This window comes from Chromobacterium alkanivorans, from assembly GCF_016937655.1.
GTDB classification, from domain to species: Bacteria; Pseudomonadota; Gammaproteobacteria; order Burkholderiales; family Chromobacteriaceae; genus Chromobacterium; species Chromobacterium alkanivorans.
Genome location: NZ_JAFHKL010000021.1, coordinates 13,571 through 37,900, shown reverse-complemented (window position 1 = coordinate 37,900; position 24,330 = coordinate 13,571). Strand labels below are relative to the sequence as shown.

Annotated in this window: 16 protein-coding genes; 9 read left to right on the top strand and 7 right to left on the bottom strand. The window is 63.5% G+C overall.

Translation table 11 applies throughout. The annotated features are described in order from the left end of the window. Positions 1–56: 56 nt before the first annotated feature. The 7 genes from JW897_RS23310 to tssJ all read right to left on the bottom strand — a co-directional run bounded on the left by JW897_RS23310 (position 57) and on the right by tssJ (position 11,470). On the bottom strand, positions 57–545 hold the full coding sequence (locus JW897_RS23310; RefSeq protein WP_205467826.1) for a hypothetical protein: 489 nt from the start codon (positions 543–545) through the stop codon (positions 57–59). Then, positions 542–5,050 carry an RHS repeat-associated core domain-containing protein gene (locus JW897_RS23305; protein WP_205467825.1) on the bottom strand — a complete coding sequence of 1,503 codons (4,509 nt, stop codon included), beginning with the start codon at positions 5,048–5,050 and terminating at the stop codon, positions 542–544. Before JW897_RS23305 ends, JW897_RS23310 begins: the two co-directional genes overlap by 4 nt. Positions 5,051–5,087: 37 nt before the next feature. Next, a complete protein-coding gene (locus JW897_RS23300; RefSeq protein ID WP_205467824.1) occupies positions 5,088–8,105 on the bottom strand; it encodes a type VI secretion system Vgr family protein in 3,018 nt (1,005 codons plus the stop codon). Positions 8,106–8,124: 19 nt separating this feature from the next. Continuing rightward, a complete protein-coding gene (tssE, locus tag JW897_RS23295; RefSeq protein ID WP_048416125.1) occupies positions 8,125–8,604 on the bottom strand; it encodes a type VI secretion system baseplate subunit TssE in 480 nt (159 codons plus the stop codon). A 2-nt stretch (positions 8,605–8,606) separates the two neighbouring features. After that, entirely contained in the window at positions 8,607–9,308 is a 702-nt protein-coding gene (gene icmH / locus JW897_RS23290) for a type IVB secretion system protein IcmH/DotU (protein ID WP_081548565.1), read from the bottom strand. Between the two features lie 7 nt (positions 9,309–9,315). Next, the gene (gene tssK, locus JW897_RS23285) at positions 9,316–10,662 is read right to left on the bottom strand and encodes a type VI secretion system baseplate subunit TssK (RefSeq protein ID WP_048416123.1); all 1,347 of its coding nucleotides are present in this window, start codon (positions 10,660–10,662) and stop codon (positions 9,316–9,318) included. 268 nt (positions 10,663–10,930) lie between these two features. Next, positions 10,931–11,470 carry a type VI secretion system lipoprotein TssJ gene (tssJ, locus tag JW897_RS23280; RefSeq protein ID WP_205467823.1) on the bottom strand — a complete coding sequence of 180 codons (540 nt, stop codon included), beginning with the start codon at positions 11,468–11,470 and terminating at the stop codon, positions 10,931–10,933. A gap of 396 nt (positions 11,471–11,866) precedes the next feature. Here tssJ and JW897_RS23275 point away from each other — a divergent pair, with 396 nt between their 5' ends. From JW897_RS23275 to JW897_RS23235, 9 genes are all read left to right on the top strand, one after another. Further along, positions 11,867–12,517: a M15 family metallopeptidase gene (locus tag JW897_RS23275; RefSeq protein ID WP_231589353.1), complete on the top strand. Its 651-nt coding sequence runs from the start codon at positions 11,867–11,869 to the stop codon at positions 12,515–12,517. Between the two features lie 27 nt (positions 12,518–12,544). Next, a complete protein-coding gene (gene tssM, locus JW897_RS23270; RefSeq protein ID WP_240352349.1) occupies positions 12,545–16,312 on the top strand; it encodes a type VI secretion system membrane subunit TssM in 3,768 nt (1,255 codons plus the stop codon). Between the two features lie 13 nt (positions 16,313–16,325). Then, a complete protein-coding gene (gene tagF / locus JW897_RS23265) occupies positions 16,326–17,345 on the top strand; it encodes a type VI secretion system-associated protein TagF (protein WP_205467821.1) in 1,020 nt (339 codons plus the stop codon). A gap of 81 nt (positions 17,346–17,426) precedes the next feature. Continuing rightward, positions 17,427–17,939 carry a type VI secretion system contractile sheath small subunit gene (tssB, locus tag JW897_RS23260; RefSeq protein ID WP_043594331.1) on the top strand — a complete coding sequence of 171 codons (513 nt, stop codon included), beginning with the start codon at positions 17,427–17,429 and terminating at the stop codon, positions 17,937–17,939. Between the two features lie 3 nt (positions 17,940–17,942). Further along, positions 17,943–19,427: a type VI secretion system contractile sheath large subunit gene (tssC, locus tag JW897_RS23255; protein ID WP_043594333.1), complete on the top strand. Its 1,485-nt coding sequence runs from the start codon at positions 17,943–17,945 to the stop codon at positions 19,425–19,427. Between the two features lie 113 nt (positions 19,428–19,540). Continuing rightward, entirely contained in the window at positions 19,541–20,038 is a 498-nt protein-coding gene (locus JW897_RS23250) for an Hcp family type VI secretion system effector (protein ID WP_019100067.1), read from the top strand. A gap of 142 nt (positions 20,039–20,180) precedes the next feature. Then, positions 20,181–20,615, top strand: a complete 435-nt coding sequence (locus JW897_RS23245; RefSeq protein ID WP_019100066.1) for an OmpA family protein — start codon at positions 20,181–20,183, stop codon at positions 20,613–20,615. Between the two features lie 133 nt (positions 20,616–20,748). Beyond that, positions 20,749–23,370 carry a type VI secretion system Vgr family protein gene (locus JW897_RS23240; protein WP_205467820.1) on the top strand — a complete coding sequence of 874 codons (2,622 nt, stop codon included), beginning with the start codon at positions 20,749–20,751 and terminating at the stop codon, positions 23,368–23,370. A 30-nt stretch (positions 23,371–23,400) separates the two neighbouring features. Beyond that, positions 23,401–24,315, top strand: coding sequence for a DUF4123 domain-containing protein (locus JW897_RS23235; RefSeq protein ID WP_205467819.1), 915 nt, complete (start codon positions 23,401–23,403; stop codon positions 24,313–24,315). The last annotated feature ends 15 nt before the right edge of the window (positions 24,316–24,330 follow it).

The following is a 24,330-nucleotide window of genomic DNA, read 5'->3' as shown; positions in this document are numbered from 1 at the left end:
TTAACTCTTGATTTTTCTGAGTTCTTTTGATGGATTTTATTTGTTCAGTGTGGCAGTTAAACTTCAAAATTTTCATCTAAAAAATAATCAACTCTGCTCCTGTCTGTGTCAATTATCTCTATAATGTCTTTTGCGCATTCTTTTTCGCCATTGATTAGCTCGTGGTATAAAACGAAAATCCCTTCTCTCGCACTTTTTATACATTTTTCCGTTAAATTGATATTCCCTTGTTTTATTTCGTCTTCATGCGGGACTCCTGTAATAATTTGATATAACAGATCAAGTAGGCTAATTTTTATGTATCGGGCTTTGTTTTCAAATAACGCAGCGATAATAACAGGGACTACAAATTCAGCGGCTTGAAAAAGCTGGCCTTGAACAACTATTCTGTTTTCAAGTTGCCAGTATATGTTTTCGGCTTCTTCTGCGGATGTACAGTTAAGCAGGTTTAGTAAAGCGAATTCAATGTTTGTGGCGTTGCCGTCGATCTCTCTTAGACTAGACCATGGAATTCTTTTGATTTCCATTTCGACGAGAGTTTTCATTTGCTCCAAGCTCCATTAGGGTCAAAAGTTACATCTTCAGGGAATTGAGATTTGTTATATTTTGACTGGCATCGAACACATACGGGTATGCGAGTCCACTCCAACTCTCCAGTGGTTTTATTCCTTCTCCACCCATAGGCGTTACTCATGTTTGAGTCATCTCCCAATTGCCTGCTTACATCGTCTTCTGCACAACCCATCGGATTACTTGATCGGCCTGCTGTAACTTGATCATCTTTATGTCCTCCTATGTATGTTGCATGCTTACGGCCGTACTTTTTCCCCGCGTCATCTCTTGCCTTGTCCGCGGCAACTGCGGCCGAATTAGGTTGGGACTTACGGTTTAAGCCTAGCGGGTCTGTCCATAATATTGGATTCTCCGTGTACGTATGTAAATTTAGTCCGCCCATCAACCCAATCGGGTCCCGCGAAATAAAGCGTCCAATTTCTGGGTCATAGTAGCGATAACGGTTGTAGTGCAGTCCGGATTCCTCGTCCTGATACTGGCCCTGGAAGCGGAAGGGATTGCGGATGCCGGCCTTGTTGGCGGCGTCGGCGATGATTTCGCGCGCTTGTCCCCAGGCCTGGTAGTCCATCTCCAGCGCCAACGCGCCTTGTTCGTCGGTCAGCGCCTGCGGGGTACCCAGGTGGTCGGTGTGGTAGTAGTACACCGCCGTCGGTTCGCTGGGTTCCGGCGCCGGTTTGCGCAACGGGTCCAGGTCCGAGTCGTAGGGGCGGTGCTGGCTCCAGCGCGGCACTTTGACGCCGCGCACGGCTTCGGTGTGGACTTGGGCCAGCGGCACGAAGCTGTCCGGTTCAAACAGGTAGTGCACCGCTTGTTCGTCGCGGGTTTCGAAGGCCAGCACGTCGCCGTCCCAGCCGTAAAGCGTGGTCTGGCCGGCCTGGGTTTTGGCGATGCGGCGGCCCAGCGGGTCGTAGTGGTAGTCGGTGTTCTGGCCGTCCGGCGCGGTCAGGCGGGACAGGCGGTTGTGGCTGTCCCACTCCAGCTTGGTGAGCGCGCCGTTGACGCGTTTTTCCACCAGATTGCCGCGGCTGTCGTAGCGGTAGTGGCGGCCGGCGTACTGGCTGAGCAGGTTGCCCAGCAGGCTGTTGTCCTGGTGGCCGTCGGCGGCCGGGGCGTTGTCCAGCAGGTTGCCGGCCGGGTCGAAGCGGAAGCTTTCCACGCCCTTGGGGGTGGCGGCTTCCAGCAGGCGGCCCACCGGGTCGTAGCGATAATTGAGCTGGCCGGCGCGGCTGTCCGCGATGCCGGTGAGCTGGCCGGCGACGTCGTACTGGTATTGGCGGTTCCACTGGGTGGCGCCCATCAGCCGCTGGCTGGCCAGGCGGCCGGCCTTGTCGTAGCTCTGGTGCTGTTGCAGCGCATTGCCCAGCACGCGCTGGGTTTCGCGGTGCAGCTTGTCGCGCTCCAGGTTGACGATGTCGCGCTGGCCGAACAGCAGGCCGTGCACGTGGCCGCTGCCGTAGCTGAGGATGTCCACGCGGCGGCCGTCCGGGCGCACGCTGGCGACACGGTTGCCCAGCGGGTCGTGTTCATGTTGCCAGCGGTAGGTTTCCTTGACGCCGGCCACGCTGTAGCCGTGGTGTTCTTCTATGACATTGCCTACCGGATCGTAGATCCAGCGCAGGCTGGCGTAGCGGTTCTTGGCCTGGTACAGCCGCCCGGCGGGGTCGTAGCCGAAGCTTTCCAGGCTGCCCGGCGCGCTGCGCTCGATCAGGCGGCCGGCGCGGTCGTAACGGTAGAGGGTGGCGACATCGCCTTCCTGTTGTTTTTCCAGCTGGCCGGCGGCGTTGTAGTGGTAGCGGGTGGCGCTGCCGTCAAAGCCGGTTTCCGAAATCAGCTGGCCGCCGGCGTCGTATTCGAACAGATACTGGCGGTGGTTTTCATTGCGCAGCGCGGTCAGCCGGCCCAGCTTGTCGTATTTGTAGGCCAGGCTGTGGCCGTTGGCGTCGGTGCGGGTTTGCAGCCGGCCGGCCTTGTCGTAGTCGTAATGGGTGGCGCGGTCCAGCGGGTCGGTCAGTTTGAGCAGGCGCGCTTCGGCGTCGTGTTCCAGCTGGATGGTCTGGCCGTCCGGCTGGACGATGGCTTGCAGCGTGCCGTTGGCCGCGTATTGATAGCGGGTGGCGCTGCCCATGGCGTCGACGATCAGCTGCGCGCGGCCGCGTTCGTCGTACTGCCATTGGGTGGCGCTGCCGGAGCAGTCGGTATAGCTCTGCAGCAGGCCGTCCGGGCGGTAGGCAATCTGCTTCTTGCCGCCCTTGGCGTCGGTGATGGCCACCGGCAGGCCTTGCTCGTTGTAGGCGTATTTGGTCTTGTGGCCCAGCGGGTCGGTTTCCTCGATCAGCTGGCCCTTGTCGTCATAAGCGCGCAGCCATTTTTCGCCCAGCGGATCGGTGATCTCCAGCAGATTGTCCTGGGCGTCGTAGGCGAAGGCGACGTCGCTGCCGTCGCGGCGCTCGTGCAGCACCATATTGCCCTGGGCGTCGTATTCGTAGCTGTCCTGGGAGCCGTCCGGGTGGATGTGGCTGATCAGCCGCTTCTTGGCGTCGTAGTTGAGCCATTCTTCCTTGTGGTCCGGGAAGATGATGCGGTAGGGATAGCCGGCTTCGTCGAAATAGTATTCGGTGGTGCGGCCGTAGGCGTCGGTGACGTAGGTGAGGTCGATGTTGTCGTCCCAGGCCAGGCGGATGTCCAGGCTGCCGTCGTCGGCGTATTCGCGCACGGCGCGGGCGTTGGGGCCGTCGCCGTCCCATTCCAGGGCGATGCCGCGAGCGGTGCGGTCGGTGTAGCGGGTAATCAGGTGGCGGCGGTATTGGTAGTTCCAGCTTTGGCCGTTTTCATCGTTGGCGGCGAGCAGGTCGCCGGCGTCGCCGGCCAGCGCCGCGATATCGCTGTACTGGTATTGCGCCAGCTCGCGCAGCGGCAGGCCGGTTTCTGGGTCTTGCAGGCTGATGCGGCTGATGCGGCCGTGCTTGTCATGCGCCAGGCCCACCACGTAGCCGGCGCTGCTGACCAGCTGGCTGAGGCGGCCGTCGCGGAAGTTCATCGCGATGCTGTTGCCGGCGCGGTCCTTGATCAGCGCCAGCAGGTATTGCTGGCCGTGCCGTTCGTAGAGCTGCACCAGGTCGTGGCCGAAGCTGAGCGAGAGCAGGGTGTCGGACAGCGTGGTCAGGGTGTGGCCTTCCAGCTCGTCTTTCAGGGATTCGCCCACCGGCGGCAGCGCGTATTCCAGCTCGCGGCCCGCGTCGTCGTAGTATTTGAGCGCGTCGCCGTCTCGTTCAAAGCGCATGCCGTAAGGCATCGCCCAGCGCGCGCCCAGCGGACCGGCGGCGTCGTTGGCGGCAAAGTCGGAACGGTAGACGCGGTCCCACTGTATCGGCAGTACGCCGGGCAGGCTGAAGTCGGTATGGATCAGCGTTTCCACGCCGTTGAGGTAGTTGATGGAATGTTTGGAGCGGTAATTGCATTTGCCTCCCTTGCCCCCGCCCTTGAAGCGGCTCATTACCTCCTTGGGCACTTGCTGTACCTTCTTGCTCACCTTGCTGAGGCCTTGTTTGACCGCGGTGCTTTTGGCCGCGATGTGGTCGATGAAGGCCTTGCGCAGTTTGGCCAGCATCGGTTTCAGCTTCTCCGCCAGCATTTTTTCCAGCTTGGCCTTGAGTTCGCCGGCCCATTTGGCCAGCGATAGGCCAATGGCGCGCATTTGCGCGCGCAGGGCAGGGGATTTGCCGGTGAGTTTGTCCACTGCATGGGCGGCGGTGACGGCCATGCCGGCCACCGCCTGTTTCTTGGCGCCGTCGGCGGCCTTGTTCAGCGCGTCCATATGGGCGGCGATGGTGCCCCAGAAGCCGGAGTTGGTTTTTTCCAGGTTGTAGGCGACGGGCTTGGCCGAGGTGTGTTTGGCGGCGAACTGGCCGAACTTGCCGTCGCCGACGCTGATCAGCAGGTCCGCCAGTTCTTTCAGGTACTTGGCGCCTTCCGCGCTGCATTTCTGCAGATTGCTGTCGATATGCGTTTCCACATAATCCACCCACTTGGCCGGGGTGTTGCGGAAGCGGTCCGGCAGCAGGGTGATCAATTGCCCCACCAGCGCGCCTTCAATCGCATCCTTGGCGATATCCTTGCCGGCGCGGCGCAGGCTGGTGGCGCACAGTTTCAAGGTGGGGCGGGTGCTGAGTTTGAACATGCTGCCGGCGGCCGGCACCACGCCTATCAGGTCCACGCCCAGGAACATCCAGTCAAAGATGTCCACTTCCTGGCGCTTGCGGCTTTTCTCGCTCATGTCCATGACGTCCACCACGACGTCGCCGACCGAGATCAGGTTGCCCACCACCGGAATGGCGGTGCCCAGGGTTTTTAGCGATTCAACCGTCAGGTAACCGCCGCTGATGTCTTGCAGCCATTTATCAAAAGACTGGCCGGTTTGGGCCAGCGCTTTGGCCGCGTTGGCCGGGGTTGCATCGAGAACAGCGACAGGTGCGGTCATGACAATTCAACTCTGAAAATATCGATAATGGGGCTGATTAAACTTTGAGCAGACCGGGTAGGCCAGGCAGCTTGGGCAGCATGCCGCCGGCGCGTTCGGCCAGCGCGGGGATGGCGCTTTGCGGATTGCGCGCCAAGGCCAGCGCCTGTTGCGCTTGCGCGGCCATGGCTTGGGCTTGGCCCAAGGTGTTTTGCAGCTGAGGGCTGACTTTGCCCAGCGTGCTGCCCAGTTGCTGCATCGCCTGCTGTTTGACGGCCTCGCCGGCCTGCTGCAGCGCCACTTCCGGCTGCGGCACAAAGGGGAAGATGTCGGCCTTGTCTTTGTGCGGGCGGCCCAGGAACTGCACTTGTGCCGGCCCGGTGGGCAGGCCGTTGACCATGGCCTTGCCGGCCTCGTCCAGCACGCCGTGGTGTTTGACGCCCAGCGCGTCGGTGACCACGAATTTGCCCTGATTCATGGAGTAGCCGTTGGCGAATTCATGGATTACTTGCAGATTGCCCATGCCCGGCTTGTTGAAGGTGGGCGTGGGCGTGCTGAGGCTGGCGGGGCCGGTGAGCGCGTGGCTGGCGCCTTTGACGCTGACTTCGCCCGGGCAGTGCACTTCGATATTGCCGCCCTTGAGCCGGATATAGCCGCCGCCGCTGGTGAGCAGGATTTCCTGGCCGGCGGCGATTTCCACCTTGCCCTTGCAGGCGGTGACGGTCACGTCCTTGTCCGCGGTGACTTCAATGCTGTCGCTCTGCGCCTGCACCTGGATCTTGCCTTTGGCGGCGATCAGCTTCAGCGCGATCTGGTCCTTGACCCCAGTGACGAACAGGCTGATGTGTTGGCCCACGTTATGGAGCCAGCGCCGGCCGCTGGTCTGGTTGGTGTCGCGTTGCGCCACCAGGTCCAGATTGGTGCCCGCCGCCACGGTCTGGCTTTGCTGGCTCAGGCTGGCGATGCCCGCCGGCGCGGACAGCACGATCAGCGGTTGCTGGCCGGCTTGGTCTTTTGCGGTCTTGCCGTCTTTGTCGGTGTTGGAGCCGGCTTCCCAGGCTTTCAGCGCGGCGGCCTGGTGTTGTAGGTGGCCTTCGGTTTTCTTGGCGGCTTTGGCGTTGTCCGCGCCAATTTCTTCCGGCCCGGTTTCCATGGTGTCGGCCTGCTGGCCGGTGGCGGTTTCGCCCAGGCTCTGGCTCAGGCCCAGGGCCGCGTCCAGCTGGCTTTGCGCCTGTTCGCGCGCCAGTTGCTTGCCCCCAGCGCCGTTCTGCGCTTCGGTGCTCAGCAGCAGGCCATGGCCGGCGCGGATGGCGCCGTGGCTGTCGGTTCTGAGTTCGAAGCCGTCGCCGCGCGCTTCGGCCTTGCCGTTGCTGCGCGGGTGGGTCAGGAAGCCCTGGTTAAGCTGGGTCTTGCCGGGTTCGGAACTGAGTTTGGCTCTGACTTCGCCGGGGGTGTCGTCGAACAGCAGTTCGTTGTACTGGCCGCCCTGGTGTTCCTTGGACTTGATGCCGGACAGGGTTTTATTCGCCGGCAGCGCGCCGGCGCCGCTGAAGTCCGGCGTCGGGTGGCTGCCGTTGTAGAGCACGCCGGTGATCACCGGGCGGTCGATATCGCCTTCGATGAAGTCGACCAGCACTTCCTGGCCGATGCGCGGGATGAATTGGTGGCCCCAGCCGGCGCCGGCGCTGGGCATCACCACCCGCAACCAGCAGGAGGATTTGTCGTCGAGGTTGGCGCCTATGCTCGGGTGCTCGTCCATCCGTTGCCAGTGGAATTGCACCTTGATGCGGCCGTGCTGATCGGTATGCACCTCTTCACCTTGGGGGCCGACCACGGTGGCAGTCTGCACGCCGCGGGACTTGGGCTTGGCCAGCTCGGTGTGGGCATAGGCCGGGGTCAGCGGCACGCCGCGGCGTTGGGCGTCGAAGTCGGCGCGGAACGGTTGCGCCTCTTTGCCGTCTTGGAAGGCTTTCAGATCCGCTGGCAGGTTGTTGCGCGCGCTTAAGCTTTGACGGGTAACGACGAATTCGCGCTGCTCGCTGCTGTCGCCGTCGTGGGCCGGGTGCTCGTCCAGGCGGAACCACTGGCCAGCGGCCAGGCCGCGCACCGAGCCGCCGCCGCTGAATTGTTTGGCGTTCAGGTCATGCGCCTGCTGGCGCAGCTGGGCGTAGTGGCTGAGCTGGTCGGCGTCGCCGGCGTAGTACAGCGACTGCGGGTCGTAGTCGTGCAAAGAAGACTGCAGCGCCTTGCCGTTCTGGCCCTGGTCGATGCGGCTGTCGTCGCCGCTGTGCTGGGTGCTGACGGGCTGGTAGTCGAAGCTGGCCAGCGCCACCGCGCCGGGGACGATCTGGCGCTGGGCGTTCCACTCGGTCAGGCCGTCTTCGGCCTCGGTGGCGTCGCTGCGGTGGAAACGCACGCGCTCGACCGTCGCCGGCGGCAGGCTATAGGGGTCGTCGAAGGCGACCAACTGCACTTGTGGTACCTCGCCATCGAGGTGATCGAAGCGCCAGGCATAGCCCTCTTCGTGCAGCAGACGCACGATGAAGTCGTAATCGCTCTCGCGGTATTGCAGACAGTAGCTGCGCGGGGTTGCCGCGCCGGTCTTGAAGTCCAGCGTCTGGACGCGGGCGAACACCGGGTTGGCCTGCTGATGCTCGGCCAGGATCTGTTTGACGATGTCCGGTACCGTCAGGTCCTGGAACACCCGCGAGCTGACGCGATGCCGCAACAGCGCGAACGGCGGCTCTATGGTCAGCTGGTAGCGACTGAAACCGCCGTCCGAGCCCAGGCTTTCCACTTTCGATACCACGCCGCAGCGCAGACTCTCCGCGCCGGCGGCGTCGAGGATGCCGAGCCGGGCCGGCAGGCCGAGCAGGGTCTTGAGTTCGATCGCGCCGTCCGGAGACAGACAGGTGAGCTGGTAGGCGTAAGGCCGGGACACGCCTTCCTCGCCGGCCAGGCTGAGGGGCAGCAATTGCTCGGCCGCCACGCTGCCGTCGCCCAGGCTGAGGGTGAGCAGGCGCTGGTCCTGGTTGAAGGCAGAGGCGAAGCTGGCGAGCAGGGTGCTGAGGTCCATAGGGCGCTGTCAGGCTGGGTCAGCCTTGTACCTTGTAAACGTTGGAGGAGAGTTGCAGGGTGGCGTCGAAGGTGACCGGCGGCCGGTGCGGATGCACTTTCAGCACCGCGTCGACGCGGAAGCGCAGGTGGCGTTCCATCTCGCGCGGTGCGTCCAGATTCACCCGCACGCGGGACAGCCGCGGCTCGTGCACTTCGATGGCGCGGCGCAGCTGTTCGCGCAGCAGTTCCCGGTCTTGCGGGTTGAGCAGGCTGATGCCGGACAGGTCCGGAATGCCGAAGCTCAGCATGCTGTCGTGCGCTTGCGGGTACATGTCGAACAGTTCCTGCAGCGGCGCGAGCCGGGTGTTCAGCAGCGCTTCCAGATCCCGCGCCAACGAGCGCTTGATCTGCGGCAGTTCGTACAACATGGTTTCCGCGCCGTGGCTGTTGTCCGGCTGGTCGTCCAGCAGCCGGTCCAGCACCGACGGCAGGATCTGGGCGTGGCGGCTGCTCTGCATGCTTACAGGCCGAAGATGGATTGGAGCTGGTTGGACAGCAGCCAGCGGTAGGCGACGAAGATGCCGGCGCCCACCACCGCCAGCAGCGCGAAGTACAGCCACAGCGGCAGTTCATGGCGGACAAAGGCCTGGAAGCGTTGCGGCAGCTGCCAGTTGGGCGCGAACTCGGCCTTGCCGCCGCGCACTTGCTGGATTTCCTGGCCCAGCTTGTGGGTCAGATAGCCCAGCTTTTCCTGGCCTTCCAGCAGGTATTTGCCCTGGAAGCCCAGCAGCAGGCAGGTGTAGAACACTTCCAGCGGCTCGATATGGGCGGCCGGGTCCAAACGCAGCTGCTCCAGGCGGTTGAAGAAGCCTTCGCCGGCCAGGTGCTCGCCGAACAAGCGCAGTTGCAGCGGCATGCGCTCCCACTCGTCGCGGATGTCGAACTCCGAGGACAGGATGATCTCGTCCATCAGCGCGCAAAACGCGTACTTGGAGTGGTTGATGGCGTTCTGGTCCTTGCCGAAGTTGCGCGCGTTGCGCTCGTACTGGTTCAGGAACTGGTCGACGCGGCGGTTGAACTCCACCGCGCTGCTGGGGGCGTTGCCGTCCCGCAGCAGGAACAGCAGGTAGATGCCGTCTTCCAGCATTTCGCGCAGGGTGGGGGCCGAGGCGGAGGCCACGGCCAGCGGGCGTTCTTGTAGGGTTGCGGCGGTTTGGTTCATGGCGGCCTCAGCGGAATACGGCGATCAGTTCAAGCGTCAGATTGGAGAGCGTCTGCGGCATATAGATGCAGATGCTGCGCGATTGCAGCATGCGGCCGAAGATCTCGCCATGCGGTTCCAGCGCGAAATAGTGGTTGCCCACCCGCACCGGAATGGCGGACGGGGTTTGCGCCGCATGGCTGAGCGCCACGCCGCGCATCGCGGAGTTGAGGATTTTCTCCACGTCGTCCGGCGCGCCGATTTTCATCTTCAGCGGCACGCTGTCGATGATCTGGCTGGCCGGCAACTCGCTCTGCACCGACAGGTAGTAATCGACGTTTTCCAGCAGGCGGTCGCTTTCCAGCCGGCCGATGTAGAAGGACGGCTTGGGCGAATGCAGCGGGATGATGGCGTAGCGCGAGGAGATCACGGTTTCCAGCAGTTCGCGGATCTGCGTGTCCAGCGCCGCCAGCACGGCGTGCAGGTCGTCGTGGCGATAGGCCGGGATGTCGGACAGGGTGTAATGGGTGGAGAAGGTTTGCAGTTCGCCGCAGAATTCGGCCAGCGCCAGGTACAGCTCTTCCGGGTGCAGCGGGCTGGACAGCGACAGGTGGCGCAGCTTGGCGAAGTTGCGGTTGACGGTGTGCAGCAGCCAGAAGGAGCTGATGTCGCTGGAGCTGTACTCCATCACGTTCTTGGCGCGTTCGCGCTGGCCGCCGGACAGCGCCTGGTTCTTGACCAGCAGGATGTCCAGCAGGCGGCGCAGCATGTGGCTGACCTCGCGCGAGCCTTCCACGGTGGCCAGCGGCGGGATGAAGCCGCCGCCCAGCGCCCACTGGCCGGTGGCGTCTTTCTCCAGCCGGCACAGCGGAATGGCGTCGTAGCCGTCGCGGTTTTCCTCTTCGATCATCAGCCGCACGTCCAACTCCAGCGTGGACAGGTCGGCGTCCAGCGCCTGGGTGTAGAGGTCGGCCACTTCCGCGCTGGCGCTTTGAAAGCGGGCGGGGCGGGACATGGCTTCGCCGTTCCGGGTGTTGCCGCCGTAGGGCTGCATATGGGCGAGACAGGCGTAAAGCGTGGTCTTGATGCCGGCTTGCGGCAAGGTGTTCAGGTCGCGGGACAGCGGCAGCGGCGCGCTGGCCGGCGCCTGGTACAGCGTGCCGTCGCGGAACAGGATGGACAGGCCGTCGATGCGGACGGTGCCGCCCTTGAGCGCCTGTTCGTCCAAGGCGATGTGCTGCAGGCCCCAGCTGTGACGCTGGCTCAGTTGCTGCCGCGCGGCGACATGCTGTTCCAGCAAGAGGGTTTGCTGCTGAAAGTGCTGCGGGCGCAGGAACATGCCTTCGCCCCAGAGCACTCGTTTGGCTTGTTGCATTACTGATACACCTTGTCTGGATACCTACGTCAATTTCAATTGCGCCTGAAAATTCATCGGCTTGTCAGCCGGGCCAGGCCGCGGTGGGCGAAGGAGCGAACGGGCTTTGAGCCACGTCATGGCCAAGACTGTCCGCATCCGGTAATAACACCCTGTTCAAACTGTGTACACGATCGCTAAAATGCGCGACATTTTGCAGCAAGAGCGCCGCCCTTGTCATGCAAAAGAGTTTGTTAATTTTCAGCGTTGCCCGGCGCCGCGGCGGGCCTCAGTTTCGGCTGGCTGCGCAGTCCGCCTTGGCGGACGCTGGCTGGCCGGGCATGGTCAACGCTTTGGGTTTGATGGCTTCCAGGTGGCAGTCCGCGGCGCGGAAGCTCAGGTCTTTGCTGCGGACGGCGTCGGCGTCGTACAGCAGGCGCCAGAAGTGGGCGTCCGGGCGGCGGAAAAAGCCGACGACGCCGATGAACTGAGCGTCTTTTTCAATGGTGACGTCTTCCAGCGTCACTTTACCACCTGGCAAAAAGGTCAGTTCTTTGCTGTTGATCAGACTGTCGCCCAGCAGTTCTGATTCAGGTTTGCCGCTGGACAGCGCCTCCATGGTCAGGCGGTTGAAAGCCTGCTGGTTTTTCAGCTGGTAGACATGCACCACCACGGACAGCGGTTTGCCTTTGGCGTCGCGGTTTAGCGACGGGCTGCCCTCAGCTTTGATGTCTATGGTCTTGGTGCTGGAACAAGCGGTCAGAGAGGCTATGGCAATGGCGTAAAATAGGGAGCGGGCCCGTTGCCAGCTGGGGCGTTTTTTCATCATGACGGCGGTTCCTAACGATTGGATTTGTGACTATCTGCTATCGAAAGTATCCCAAATTTTTGGTTTAATTGGAATGCATGCCCCGCCGCAAATTGATTTGCACACGGTAGCGAAAATCCGAGATCGGGTAGCTCAAGCTATTGATTTAAATTGTAATGTCATTTATCGTCTCGCGTCAAAATGCATTTGAACTATATCTTGCCGGTCTTGGTGCTTGGCATCGTTTTGCTCCTGTCCTGGTTGGGCTGGAAATTCTTCTTGGGACAGCCTCGCATTTTGGAAGGAAGCCGCTCGCCAAAGCCCGTTCTGTCCGGAGCGGAGGCTTTGGCCGGAGCCACGGCCGCAGGGCCTGAGAAACTGACTGAAAAGCCGGCGGCAAGCGCCGCTTTTTTGCGCGTGACGCGCCGCGCGCCCAGCGCCGCCGCGCGTTACTGGCGGGTGTGGCTGCCGGTGGTGTCGCTGCTGCTGGTGGCGTTGGCGGTGGCGATCACGCTGAAACTGAACCGTTTTCACCGCAGCCCGGAGTTCGAGGCGGCGGAGTATGCTCAAGGCATAAGAATTAAGCAAACGCTGTTGGAAGAAAAACTGGTGCCTCCGCCACCGCTTCCACCTGAAGCTTTTGTCAATGTCATAGCGGAGCGGCCCAGCCTGGGACATGCGGATCGGGACTGGAGCAAGCTGAATCCCGAGTTTGTGCAGGTGGTGCTGCGGGTGATGGAAAAAATGAAGGCCAGGGGCTTCCCCATGGTGCTGCTGGAAGGCTACCGCAGCCCGGAGCGCCAGGACTCGCTGGCCGGCCAGACCACGCTGGTGACCAAGGCCAAGGGCGGACAGAGCAAGCACCAATACGGCCTGGCGGTGGACTTGGCGCCCATCCGCGAAGGCAAGGTAGTGATATCGGAACGCGATCCCTGGGCGATGCAGGCTTACAACGCGCTGGGGGAAGAGGCGACGGCGGCCGGCCTGACTTGGGGCGGCAACTGGAGTTTCAAGGATTTCGGGCATATCGAGCGCTCAGGCTCGCTGAAATCCCTGCTCAAAAAATAACGGTTTTCAAGAAGGTGGTGGGTGTTTATGAAAGGTTGGCTGCGTCACGCCAAAGTGGCTTCGGCAATCGGGTTCCTGATCCTGATCGCTTTGATCTGGTTCCTGGGACCGTGGTTGGGCCTGGAGTCGCTGGAAGCCCGTTTGGGCTGGATTATCGGCGTCATGTTGTTATGGGTGCTGACCCTGCTGGTGGGCCAGGTCTTGGCGCGCCGCGCCGGCGGTTTGCTGGAGCGCATGCTGCGCAAGCAGGCGGACGAGGCGGTGATCAACGCCAGCTCCGACAAGCGCGCCGAGGTCACCCTGCTGCGCCAGCGGCTGCTGGGCGCCATCGACACCCTGAAGAAATCCAAGCTGGGCACCGCCAGCGGCAGCGCCGCGCTGTACGAGCTGCCCTGGTACATGATCATCGGCCATCCGGCTGCGGGCAAGAGCTCGGCCATCCTGCAATCCGGCCTGACCTTCCCGTTCAGCGACAAGAGCGGCATCCAGGGCGTGGGCGGCACCCGCAACTGCGACTGGTTCTTCTCCACCGAGGGCGTGCTGCTGGACACCGCCGGCCGCTACGCGACTCAGAGCGAGGACCGGGTGGAGTGGCTGGAATTCCTCAAGCTGCTGAAAAAGCACCGCGCCAAGGCGCCGGTCAACGGCATTCTGATCGCGATCAGCCTGCCGGAACTGGCGCAGCACCATAGCGAAGGCTTCACCCTGTACGCGCGCCAGATCCGCGAGCGCATCCACGAGGTGTGCAACACCTTCGGCCTCCTGGTGCCCATCTATCTGGTGTTCACCAAGCTGGACCTCTTGGGCGGCTTCGCCCAGTTCTTCCAGGACGCCAGCGACGAAGACCGCGCCAGGGTCTGGGGCGCGACACTGAGCGCGGACCAGGGCACCGGCTTCGACGTGGCCAATGTGACCGGCCAGCAGTTCGAACTGCTGTACCGCGGCCTGGTGCAGGCCGGCGAGGAAAAGCTGATCCAGTACCGCGGCGATCAGGCCAAGCCGGCGCACTTCGCTTTCCCGATCGAATTCCACGGCCTGAAAGAGGCGGTGGTCAAGTTCGTCAAGCTGCTGCACGAAGAAGACCCCTACCACGCGCGGCCTCTGCTGCGCGGTTTCTATTTCACCAGCGCGCTGCAAGAGGGCGTGCCGCGCATCGTGGCCGCCAACCGCGTGCAAGGCCAGTTCGACCTGAGCCAGGGCGGCCAGGAGATGAAGCAGGCGCCGGCGTCCTACAGCTACTTCCTGCGCAATCTGTTCCGCGACGTGCTGTTCCAGGATCAACATCTGATTTCGCGGCAGACCAAGCCCAGCGGCAGCCGCTGGCGTTTGTTCGGCATGGCCGCCGGGGTGTTGTCGCTGGCCGCGCTGGCCAGCTTCTGGACCTGGTCCTTCATCGGCAACCAGCACCTGCTGGACGAGGTGAAGGCCGAGCGCGCGCAGGCGCAAAAGCTGGCCGCCAGCGGCCAGCTGTACGACAAGCTGCGCTCGCTGCAGATCTTGCAGAAGCGCCTGGAAGAGTTGCAGTCCTACCGCAAAAACGGCGCGCCGTGGCAAGTGGGCCTGGGCCTGTACCAGGGCAAGGAGCTGGAGCCGCAGCTGCGCCGCGAATATTTCGCCGGGCTGAAGGAAGTGATGCTGCGCCCGGTGCAGCGCAATCTGGAAACCACGCTGGTGGCGCTGAAGCCGGAGCCGCCGGCTCCGACGCCCGCCCCGGTGGTGAGCGAGCCGCCCAAGCCGGCGGCGCCGGCGCCCGCGCCGTTCAAGCCCAAGCCTAAAAAGCACGCGCCGCGCGGCGGCCTGCCCAATATCAAGCTGAGCGCGCTGGACTGGCCGCAACGCGCCACCACCGCCAAGCTGGAAGCCTCCGCCGCGCAAGGCGAGGCGGCAGCCGCTCCGCAGCGCAACCCGCAGCAGCTGGACGCCAGCTACAACGCGCTGAAAACCTATCTGATGCTGCACGAGCAGAAGCGCATGGACGAGGCGCATCTGATCGACCAGCTGCCGCGCTACTGGCGGCCCTATCTGGAAAGCCAGCGCGGCCAGTACTCGGTGGAAGAAGTGATGGCGGTGGCCGAGAAGCTGGTGGCTTTCTACGTCAGCCAGATCAAGGAAGCGGACCTGCCGCTGATCGACAACAACGCCAAGGTGGTGGGCGAGGCGCGCGACGTGCTGCGCGGCTCCTTCAAGCGCCTGTCCGCGCAAGAGCGGGTGTTCAATGAAATCAAGGCGCGCGCCAACACCCGCTTCGCGCCGCTGACCGTGGCGCGGATTCTGGACAACCGGGATCTGGACGTGATGGCCGGCAGCCAGATGGTGGAGGGCGCCTACACCCGCGAAGCCTGGAACGGTTACGTCAAAGCCGCGATCGACGAAGCCAGCAAGGGCGAAATCCGCAGCGACGACTGGGTGCTGGCCTCGTCCACCCAGGACAATCTGGGACGAGACGGCGACGTGGAGAAAAACCGCGCCGCGCTGGAAGCCCTGTACCGCGGCCAATACGCCGCCGCCTGGAAGAAATTCCTGATCGGCGTCACCACCCGCGACTTCACCAATCCGGCCCAGTCCGCGTCCGCGATGGCGAGGCTGTCCGACAAGCAAAGCTCGCCGATCAAGCTGGTGCTGGCGCGCGCGGCGATGGAAACCGCCTGGGACAACCCGTCGGAGCTGAACCGCTCGCTGGAAAACGCCAAGCAGTCGATGCTGGAAAAAACCGCTGAATTCCTCAAGGGCGGCAGCGCGCCGGCCCAGGCGGACAAGGCCAAGCTGTACGGCGAAGTGGGCCGTCAGTTCGCCGGCGTGGCGCAACTGGTCAAGGGCGAGAACCCGCCGATCAACGCCTACCTGGACCAATTGGCCAAGCTGAAAGCCAAGCTGGCGGCGATCTCCAGCACCGACGAACCCGGCCCGCAAGCCCGCGCCGCCTTGCAGGCGACCCTGGGCGGTTCCGGTTCCGAGCTGGGCGACACCGCCTCCTTCGTCGACAACACCCTGCTGAGCCAGGTCACGCCGGAAACCGGCGAGATGGTGCGCCCGATGCTGGTGCGCCCGCTGACCCAGTCCTACAACGCCCTGCTGGGGCCGGTGGCCAACGATATCAACCAAGCCTGGGTCAACGAGGTGCTGCCGCAGTGGAAGCAGCTGGCCGGCAAATACCCGTTTGCGGACTCCAGCAACAGCGCCTCGGTGGCGGAGATCAGCCGCTTCGTCAAAGCCAACGACGGCACGCTGGACAAATTCATCAACAAATACCTGAACGGCCTGGTGCAGAAGAAGGGCGACCAATTGGTGCCGCGCGCCTGGGGCAATATGGGGGTCAAGTTCAACCCGGCCTTCCTGTCCAGCGTCAGCAGCCTGTCCGCGCTGGCCAACGCCCAGTTGCAGGACGGCGAGAACACCCGTTTCGAACTGCAGCCGACGCCGACGCCGGGCCTGTCCGAAATCGTGTTCGAGGTGGACGGCCAGGAATTGCGCTACCGCAACGGCCCGCAGGCCTGGCAGCCGTTCACCTGGCCGGGCAACGGCCAGAACGCCGGCGCCCGCATCCAGGTGGTGTCCTACAGCGGCGCCAGCAGCGTGGTGGGCAATCAGCCGGGCCGCATGGGCCTGATGCGCTTGCTGTCCAGCGCCAAGGTCAGCCAGGACAGCCCGGACTCCGCCCAGCTCACCTGGAACCTGCGCAAGCCCGACGGCGAGGCGCAGACGGTGAAATTCAATTTCCGCATGGTTGGCGGCGTCAATCCGCTGCAACTGAACAAGCTTTACAAGCTGACCTTGCCTGAGCGCGTGACGCTATAAGGGAGACACAGTCATGGCGTTCAATTTCAAGCGGGCGCAGGAAACGCCCCCGCAATTCTGCATTTTCGGCAAATTGCCGCGCCGCGGCGACTTCGTCCGCGTCAACGCCACCCACCCGGCGGCCACCCAGCTGGACCAGCTGCTGGCGCAAAGCCTGGGCGGGCTGGAAGCCGGGCCGGAAGCGGTGGAGCGCTACCGCGCGATGCCGGGCACCAGCTTCGTGCTGCGCAGCCGGGACCAGATGTGGCTGTCGCTGGGCGTGATGCAGCCCAGCCGCGACGAAAGCGGCCGCAATTACCCCTTGGTGGCGGCCTCGCTGATGCCTTGCGACGCGGCCTTGCCGCCGCTGTCCGTACTGATGCTGGCCAACGAGCTGTTCTTCTCCGGCCTGAAGGAGCAATTGAGCAGCGCCATCGACAACGCGGTGGAAATGCTGGCCTGCCGCCAGTTCCTAGAAGAGCAATCGCTGTTCGGCATCTCCTCGGTGGCGGACCTGGAACTGGCGCAGCAACTGCTGGAGCGGCATCTGAGCGTGACCCCGGCCTCCCATCTGGGCCGGCTGCTGAGCAGCCGCGGCCTGCCGGACCTGGAAACGGTGCTGCTGGCCTTCACCTTCCATCACCAGCTGTTGCGCAAGTTCCAGGGCAGCCTGACCGCGCAGACCTATCTGCTGCCGCTGCCTGACTGCGACGGCGAAGACATGCTGACCGCGGCCACCTGGCTGTCGCTGTACCAGGCGGCCACCGCCGGCCAGGCCGGGCAGGCGGAGCAATGCCTGCTGATCCATCGGCCGGAAGGACGTTTCCTGGCGCTGCTGCCGGGAGACTTGAACGAGCAGATCGTCGCGCAGTGCTGGGGCGGGCAGCTGGACGCCCGTTTCATCGTAGACGTGGCAGAGCCGCAGGCGCCGTGGCGCAGCCACCAGGCCTATGCCGAAGCGGCCTACATCCTGGGGCGGAGGCTGAACGATCCGTCCATTTCGGTGGCGCAGCTGCGCGAGGTGGCGTCCAGCCTGTCGCGCAGCGTGGCCTGAGTAGTGGCGTAACACCGGAACGGCCGGCCATTCGCGCAGGCCGCTCCCATCAGAGCTTTGTGAACTTGAGAGAGAACCATCATGGCCAAAGAAAGCACACAGAAAAAACTGTCGCGGGTACGCCCGCCGCGCGTGCAGATCACTTACGACGTTGAAATCGGCGACGCCATCGAAACCAAGGAGCTGCCCTTCGTGCTGGGCGTGCTGGGCGATTACTCCGGCCACAGCAAGGAACCGCTGCCCAAGATGAAGGAACGCAAGTTCGTTCAGATCGACCGCGACAACTTCGACGAAGTGCTCAAGGGCATGGCGCCGCGTCTGGCCATCAAGGTGGACAACAAGCTGAAGGACGACGGCAGCCAGCTGGCGATGGAACTGAACTTCGAAGAGCTGGCGGATTTCGAGCCGCAGAACGTGGTGGGTCAGGTCGAGCCGCTGAAAAAGCTGCTGGACGCGCGCAAGCGCCTGGCCGACCTGCGCAACAAGATGGCGGGCAACGACAAGCTGGAAGAACTGTTGGACGAAGTGGTGCGCGATACCGAAAAGCTGAAGGCGATCAGCCAGGCTGCGCATCCGGACAAAGCGGGAGAGTGATAGATGAGCGCAGAACAACAACTTGAGGCCGGCGCGGCCGCAGCGCCGGCGGCCGCCGGCAGCCTGCTCGACTCCATCATCGAGCAAAGCCGCGTCGCCACCAACGACAACGAGAAGGGCCACACCCGCGATCTGATCGGCGAACTGGTCGACCAGGTGCTGGAAGGCAGCGTCAGCGTATCGCGCGATCTGTCCGCCAGCATAGACGCGCGCATCGCCGAGATCGACGCGCTGATCTCCTCCCAGCTGAACGAGATCATGCACCACAACGACTTCCAGAAGCTGGAAGCCTCCTGGCGCGGCCTGAAATACCTGGTGATGGAGTCCGAAACCAGCACCATGCTCAAGATCAAGGTGCTCAACGCCTCCAAGAAAGACCTGGTCAAGGACTTCAAGGCGGCGCCGGAATTCGACCAGAGCGCCTTGTTCAAGAAAATCTACGAAGAGGAATACGGCACCTTCGGCGGCGCGCCTTACGCCGGCCTGGTGGGCGATTACGAATTTACCCGCCACCCGGAAGACTTCTACCTGCTGGACGAGCTGTCCCACGTGGCCGCCTCCGCGCACGCGCCGCTGATCACCGCGGCCGCCTCCGGCCTGTTCGGCCTGGAAAGCTTCACCGACGTGGGCAAGCCGCGCGATCTGGCCAAGATCTTCGACACCGTCGAATACGCCAAGTGGAAATCCTTCCGCGAATCCGAAGACTCCCGCTACGTCGGCCTGGTGTTGCCGCACGTGCTGGGCCGTCTGCCTTACGGCCGCGACAACGTGCCGGTGGAGGAATTCGACTTCGAGGAAAACGTGGACGGCAGCACCCACGAGAAATACCTGTGGACCAACGCCTCCTACGCCTACGCCGCGCGTCTGACCTCCGCCTTCGCCCAATACGGCTGGCTGGCGGCCATCCGCGGCGTGGAAGGCGGCGGCCTGGTGGAAGGCCTGCCGGCCCACACCTTCAGGACCGACGACGGCGAAGTGGCGCTCAAATGCCCCACCGAAGTGGCGATCACCGACCGCACCGAAAAACTGCTGTCCGATCTGGGCTTCATCTCGCTGGTGCACTGCAAGAACACCGACTACGCGGCCTTCTTCGGCGGCCAATCGGTGCAGAAGGCCAAGACCTACAACACCGACTCGGCCAACGCCAACGCGCGCCTGTCCACCCAGCTGCCCTACATCTTCGCGGTGTCGCGCATCGCGCATTACATGAAATCCATCATGCGCGACAAGATCGGCAGCTTCGCCTCGCGCCAGAACGTGCAGGACTTCCTGAACACCTGGCTGGCGCAATACGTGCTGCTGGACGACTCCGCCAGTCAGGAAGCCAAAGCCAAATACCCGCTGCGCGAAGCGCGCGTCGACGTGGTGGAAGTGCCGGGCAAACCGGGCGTCTATCGCGCCGCCGCCTTCCTGCGGCCGCATTTCCAGCTGGATGAACTGACCATTTCCCTGCGTCTGGTGGCGGAACTGCCGCAGCCGGCGGGTTAAAGCTGGAGAGTCCGCGTTTGCCCGCCGCGTTCCGGCGCGGCGGCGGAGGCGGGCGTCTTTTGGAATGGGAGGGAGCGCCCTCCGATTTTTGACCTTTGTTTAAGGAGAAGTAAATGGCTTTTGATGCATTCCTGAAAATTGACGGTATTCCTGGCGAAAGCAGCGACGAGAAGCACGCCGACTGGATCGAGATCCAATCCTTTGCCCACAAGCTGGAACAGCCGGCGCAAGCCACTGCCAGCTCCGCCGGCGGCGCCACCGCCGAGCGCGTGAACCACGGCGCTTACGAAATCACCCACTTCCTGGACAAAGCCAGCCCGAAGATTTACGAAGCCTGCTGCAAGGGCCAGCACATCAAGGAAATCACCATCGAACTGTGCCGTGCCGGTGGCGACAAGGTGAAGTACATGGAGATCAAGATGGAACAAGTCCTGATCGCCAAGGTTGAGCCGCACGGTTCCGCCAACGACAGCGGCTTCCCCAGCGAAAAAGTGAGCTTCACTTACGGCAAGATCAAGTGGACCTACACCCAGCAGAAGCGCGAAGGTGGCGGCACCAGCGGCAACGTCAGCTCCGGTTGGGACCTGACCGCCAACAAGGCGATCGCCTAATTCCCTAGCGGTGCTGTAAAGCTGACCCGCCCGTCTTCCGGGCGGGTTTTAGGCATCCGGGAAACTGCCGCGCGCCGGCCCGGCGCAGCGGTTTCCCGGCTGTTCTTTGCCCATGTTTAAAGTCAATCCGGGAAGTAATGCTATGAAACGTTTGCTGATGGTCGCCGCGCTCGCCTTGTCGCTGGTGGGCTGCAAGACCAATCCTAACGCTCAACAAGCCTCCAACGACCCCGCCGTGATCAAGGCGGCGGAAGAAAAGGCCGCGCTGGACAAGGCCGTGGCCGCCAATATGGCCATAGACCCCAACCTGATCCCGTTTGAAAAAATGAGCCCCAAACTGTCCCCGGTGGGCGAGGCTCAATTGCAATTGCTGCTGCCCAAGCTCAAGACCGCCAAATCCATCCTGGTGCGCGGCCACTGCTACCGCGGCGACATCGGCAACGCCCGCGCCGCCGCGCAAACCCGCGCCATCGCCGTCAAGCAGTTCCTGACCGACGCCGGCGTGCCGGCCAATAAAATCACCGTGCGTTACGACACCGAGCGCCAGCTGCACGCGGTGCGTCTGATCGCCAACTGAATTCCGGCGCCTGGCCGCCCCGCGTCAGCGGGCCGCCGGGCGTTTTCGGGTGTTTAAGCAAACCCGGTGTGGCAGCGCGGGGTTTGCTTAAGGACTCGCCAATTGCGCAGTCGATTTGAATTAGGTTAACGCCATGGACCTCAGCACCCTGCTCGCCAGCTTCGCCTCCGCCTTCAACCAGGACCAGCGCCTGCTCACCCTCAGCCTGGGCGACGGCAGCGTGGCGGCCGAGCAATTGCTGCCCCTCAGCCTGGCCGGCGAAGAAGGCGTGTCCCGGCCTTACGCCTACCAGCTCACCTGTCTGTCACCGGACGGCGCGATCGAACTCAAGACCCTGCTCGGCCTGCCGGCCCGGCTCGGCATCCTCGACGCCGCCGGCGCGGAGAGCCTGCGTTGCGGCGTGGTATCGAAAGTGGAAAGCCTGGGCTCGGACGGCGGCTTCAGCCGCTACCAGCTGACCATAGAGCCGCCGTTCGCGCTGCTGCGGCATCGCGTCAGCTCGCGGGTGTTCCAGGACCTGACGGTGCCGGACATCGTCAAACAGATCCTGGCCGAGCATCAGCAAGCCAACCCGGTGTTCGCCCGCGTCCAGACGCTGGACTTCAAGACCGGCGCGGCAACGCCGCGCAGCTACTGTCTGCAATACCGCGAATCCGATTACGACTTCATCGTGAGGCTGCTGCACGAAGAGGGCTATGCCTGGCGCTTCGATCACCTCGATGGCGAGGTACCACAAGTGCAGTTGGTCGCCTTCGACGACCCCTATAGCCTGCCGCCGGCCGGCGTCGAGCGGGTGCGCTTCCACCGCAGCGACGCCACCGAGGCCGAAGACGGCCTGACCGAGTGGAACGCCCAGCGCCAGATCGTCCCCGGCGCGGTGGCGCTGGCCAGCTTCGACTACCAGCCCGTCAGCACCCAGCACAGCGGCGACGACAGCCGCATCGACCAGGGCCAGAACGGCAAGGCGCTGCAATCCTCCTTGCACGACTACGACCCACAATCGCTGTACTACGCCGGCGACGCCGACCAGCTCAGCCACTACGCCCAGCTGCGCCAGCAAGCGCATGATCTGAACGCCAAACAATTCAGCGGCGGCGGCAGCGTGCGCGGCCTGGCCGCCGGCCAGTGGTTTCGCCTGGACGAGCACCCGGCCCACGACGGCGACAGCAGCGAACAGCGCGAATTCGTCGTCACCCGCCAAAGCTTAAGCGCGCGCAACAACCTGCCGGCTGACCTCAAAGCATTGGCGGGTGAGAAAAAAGACGCACAACCCTTCCGCGCCGACTTCGACGCCCAACGTCGCGGCGTGCCGCTGACCCCGGCCTATGCCCACACCGAACTGGCCAAGCCCAAGTCTCGCGGCGTGCAGACCGCCACCGTGGTCGGCCCCCAAGGAGAGGAAGTCCACACCGATCAGCACGGCCGCATCAAGGTGCAGTTCCACTGGCAACGGATGGACGAACACCCCAGCATAGGCGCGGGCATGGACGACAAATCCTCCTGCTGGCTGCGCGTGGTGATGCCCAGCGCCGGCGCCGGCTGGGGCCACCAATTCATCCCGCGCATCGGCCAGGAAGTGCTGGTCGACTTCATCGAAGGCGATATCGACCGCCCGGTGATCACCGGCGTGCTCTACAACGGCAGCCACCCGACGCCGGACTTCAGCGGCGCCGGCGCGCTGCCGGCGAATAAAACCCTGTCCGGCATCAAATCCAAGGAACACCAGGGCGGCCAGTACAACGAACTGCTGTTCGACGACACCCCGGGCGAAGTCAGAGCCAAACTCAGTTCCGAACCCGGCAAAACCCAGCTCAACCAGGGCTTCCTGACCCACCCGCGCAGCAACGGCAAGGCCGAAGCGCGCGGCGACGGCTTCGAACTGCGGACAGACAGCCACGGCGCCATCCGCGCCGGCCACGGCCTGCTGCTGAGCACCGAAGCGCAGAACAGCGCTTCCGGCAAGCAACTGGCGCGCGAACAGGCGCAAAGCCAGCTGGACGCGGCCTTGGGTCTGAGCCAGAGCCTGGGCGACACCGCCACCGGCCAGCAGGCCGACACCATGGAAACCGGTCCGGAAGAAATTGGCCCGGACAACGCCAAAGCCGCCAAGAAAACCGAAGGCCACCTGCAACATCAGGCCGCCGCGCTGAAAGCCTGGGAAGCCGGCTCCAACACCGACAAAGACGGCAAGACCGCAAAAGACCAAGCCGGCCAGCAGCCCTTGATTGTGCTGTCCGCCCCGGCCGGCATCGCCAGCCTGAGCCAGCAAAGCCAGACTCTGGCGGCGGGCACCAACCTGGATCTGGTGGCGCAGCGCGACACCAACCAGACCAGCGGCCGACGCTGGCTCCATAACGTGGGCCAGCACATCAGCCTGTTCGTCACCGGGGTCAAGGACCAGATTGCGCTGAAGCTGATTGCCGCCAAGGGCAAGGTGCAGCTGCAGGCGCAGAGCGACAGCATAGAAGTCACCGGCGACCAGGACGTCAAGATCACCGCTATCAAGGGCCAGCAACTGTGGAACGGCAAGAAGGAGATTCTGCTGACCAGCGGCGGCGCTTATGTGCGGATCAAGGACGGCAAGATAGAGCTGCATGCGCCGGGTACGGTCAGCTTCAAGGGCGGAAGCCACGATTGGAGCGGGCCGGCCAGCACCAGTCTGCCCACCCCTTCGTTCAAACCTCCGCAACCCTGCAACTACCAGGCAGCGGACGCCGCGCACGCCGGCGCGGCGAGCGCGCCGTATCCGGATTGAGCGTTGCGGCCAGGATGAGAGATTGGAACTATGCAGGCTTTGCATGAAATTTTGCAGGCGGATGCGCCGGAAGGCTGGTATCTGCTGTTGGACCGGACTCTGGGCGACCCGCTGGCGTCGGAGCAGTTGGCGGCCTGTTTTCCGGAGCCCGCGGTCACGGTGTTGAACGACGCGTTTTTTGCCCATGCGCCGGAACAGGCGCCGCTGCTGATAGACCTGGCGCAAACCGTGGACTTTGGACCGGAGGAGCGCCAGGCCTGGCTAAGTCGGGGGACCGACGACATCGGCGACTCGCTGCGCAAGGGCGGCGCCGTCATGGTCAGCGCCTGGCTTCGGTCCGCGCAGCCGGCGGAGCAGGTGGCTAGGCATTTGAAGCGCCTGTTTGCCCAGCCGCATCCCGATGGACGGCAACATCATCTGCGTTACTACGACCCCAGGATTACGAGCCTGTTGGACCAGAGCCTGAGCGGCGAGGACAAGAATCAGTTGCTGGGGCCTATCGATCATTGGTGCTATCCGGCCCATCCGGCCGCGTATCGGCATATGGCGATAGACGAAGCCAAGGGCCGCGCCAGCGCGGTGTCGCTGCGCGCCGAGCACTGGGCGCGGCTGGACTGGGCCGCGCATTACCACAAGCTGTTGCGCACGGTGGCGGGTTTGAGCGAACTGCACCCCGACACGGTGACGGCGCAGTGGCCGGACTTCCCGCTCGCGCTGAGCTGGCTGCGCGAAGCCGCGGCCTTGCCCTGGGTGGACACCGAGGATGAAGCCGCGGGCTGCGTCGCGCTGTGGTGGTTGTTGGGAAGGGACTGCGAAGAGCGCTATCCGGACGTGGCGGCGGAGCTGGAGCAGTACCGGCAAGACAGAGCCCCGGCGTTGACGGAGTGGCTGCTGTTCGCCGGCGCGGAGTTTTGGAACAAAGCAAGGCAGCAGCCGTTTGCGTGATGTCGGCGGCCAATA

Bases quoted from the DNA above. Each gene is read 5' to 3' on its own strand.
- JW897_RS23310 (WP_205467826.1), bottom strand. From the start codon at position 545: ATGAAAACTCTCGTCGAAATGGAAATCAAAAGAATTCCATGGTCTAGT.
- JW897_RS23305 (WP_205467825.1), bottom strand. From the start codon at position 5,050: ATGACCGCACCTGTCGCTGTTCTCGATGCAACCCCGGCCAACGCGGCC.
- JW897_RS23300 (WP_205467824.1), bottom strand. From the start codon at position 8,105: ATGGACCTCAGCACCCTGCTCGCCAGCTTCGCCTCTGCCTTCAACCAG.
- tssE (WP_048416125.1), bottom strand. From the start codon at position 8,604: ATGCAGAGCAGCCGCCACGCCCAGATCCTGCCGTCGGTGCTGGACCGG.
- icmH (WP_081548565.1), bottom strand. From the start codon at position 9,308: ATGAACCAAACCGCCGCAACCCTACAAGAACGCCCGCTGGCCGTGGCC.
- tssK (WP_048416123.1), bottom strand. From the start codon at position 10,662: ATGCAACAAGCCAAACGAGTGCTCTGGGGCGAAGGCATGTTCCTGCGC.
- tssJ (WP_205467823.1), bottom strand. From the start codon at position 11,470: ATGATGAAAAAACGCCCCAGCTGGCAACGGGCCCGCTCCCTATTTTAC.
- tssM (WP_240352349.1), top strand. From the start codon at position 12,545: ATGAAAGGTTGGCTGCGTCACGCCAAAGTGGCTTCGGCAATCGGGTTC.
- tagF (WP_205467821.1), top strand. From the start codon at position 16,326: ATGGCGTTCAATTTCAAGCGGGCGCAGGAAACGCCCCCGCAATTCTGC.
- tssB (WP_043594331.1), top strand. From the start codon at position 17,427: ATGGCCAAAGAAAGCACACAGAAAAAACTGTCGCGGGTACGCCCGCCG.
- tssC (WP_043594333.1), top strand. From the start codon at position 17,943: ATGAGCGCAGAACAACAACTTGAGGCCGGCGCGGCCGCAGCGCCGGCG.
- JW897_RS23250 (WP_019100067.1), top strand. From the start codon at position 19,541: ATGGCTTTTGATGCATTCCTGAAAATTGACGGTATTCCTGGCGAAAGC.
- JW897_RS23245 (WP_019100066.1), top strand. From the start codon at position 20,181: ATGAAACGTTTGCTGATGGTCGCCGCGCTCGCCTTGTCGCTGGTGGGC.
- JW897_RS23240 (WP_205467820.1), top strand. From the start codon at position 20,749: ATGGACCTCAGCACCCTGCTCGCCAGCTTCGCCTCCGCCTTCAACCAG.
- JW897_RS23235 (WP_205467819.1), top strand. From the start codon at position 23,401: ATGCAGGCTTTGCATGAAATTTTGCAGGCGGATGCGCCGGAAGGCTGG.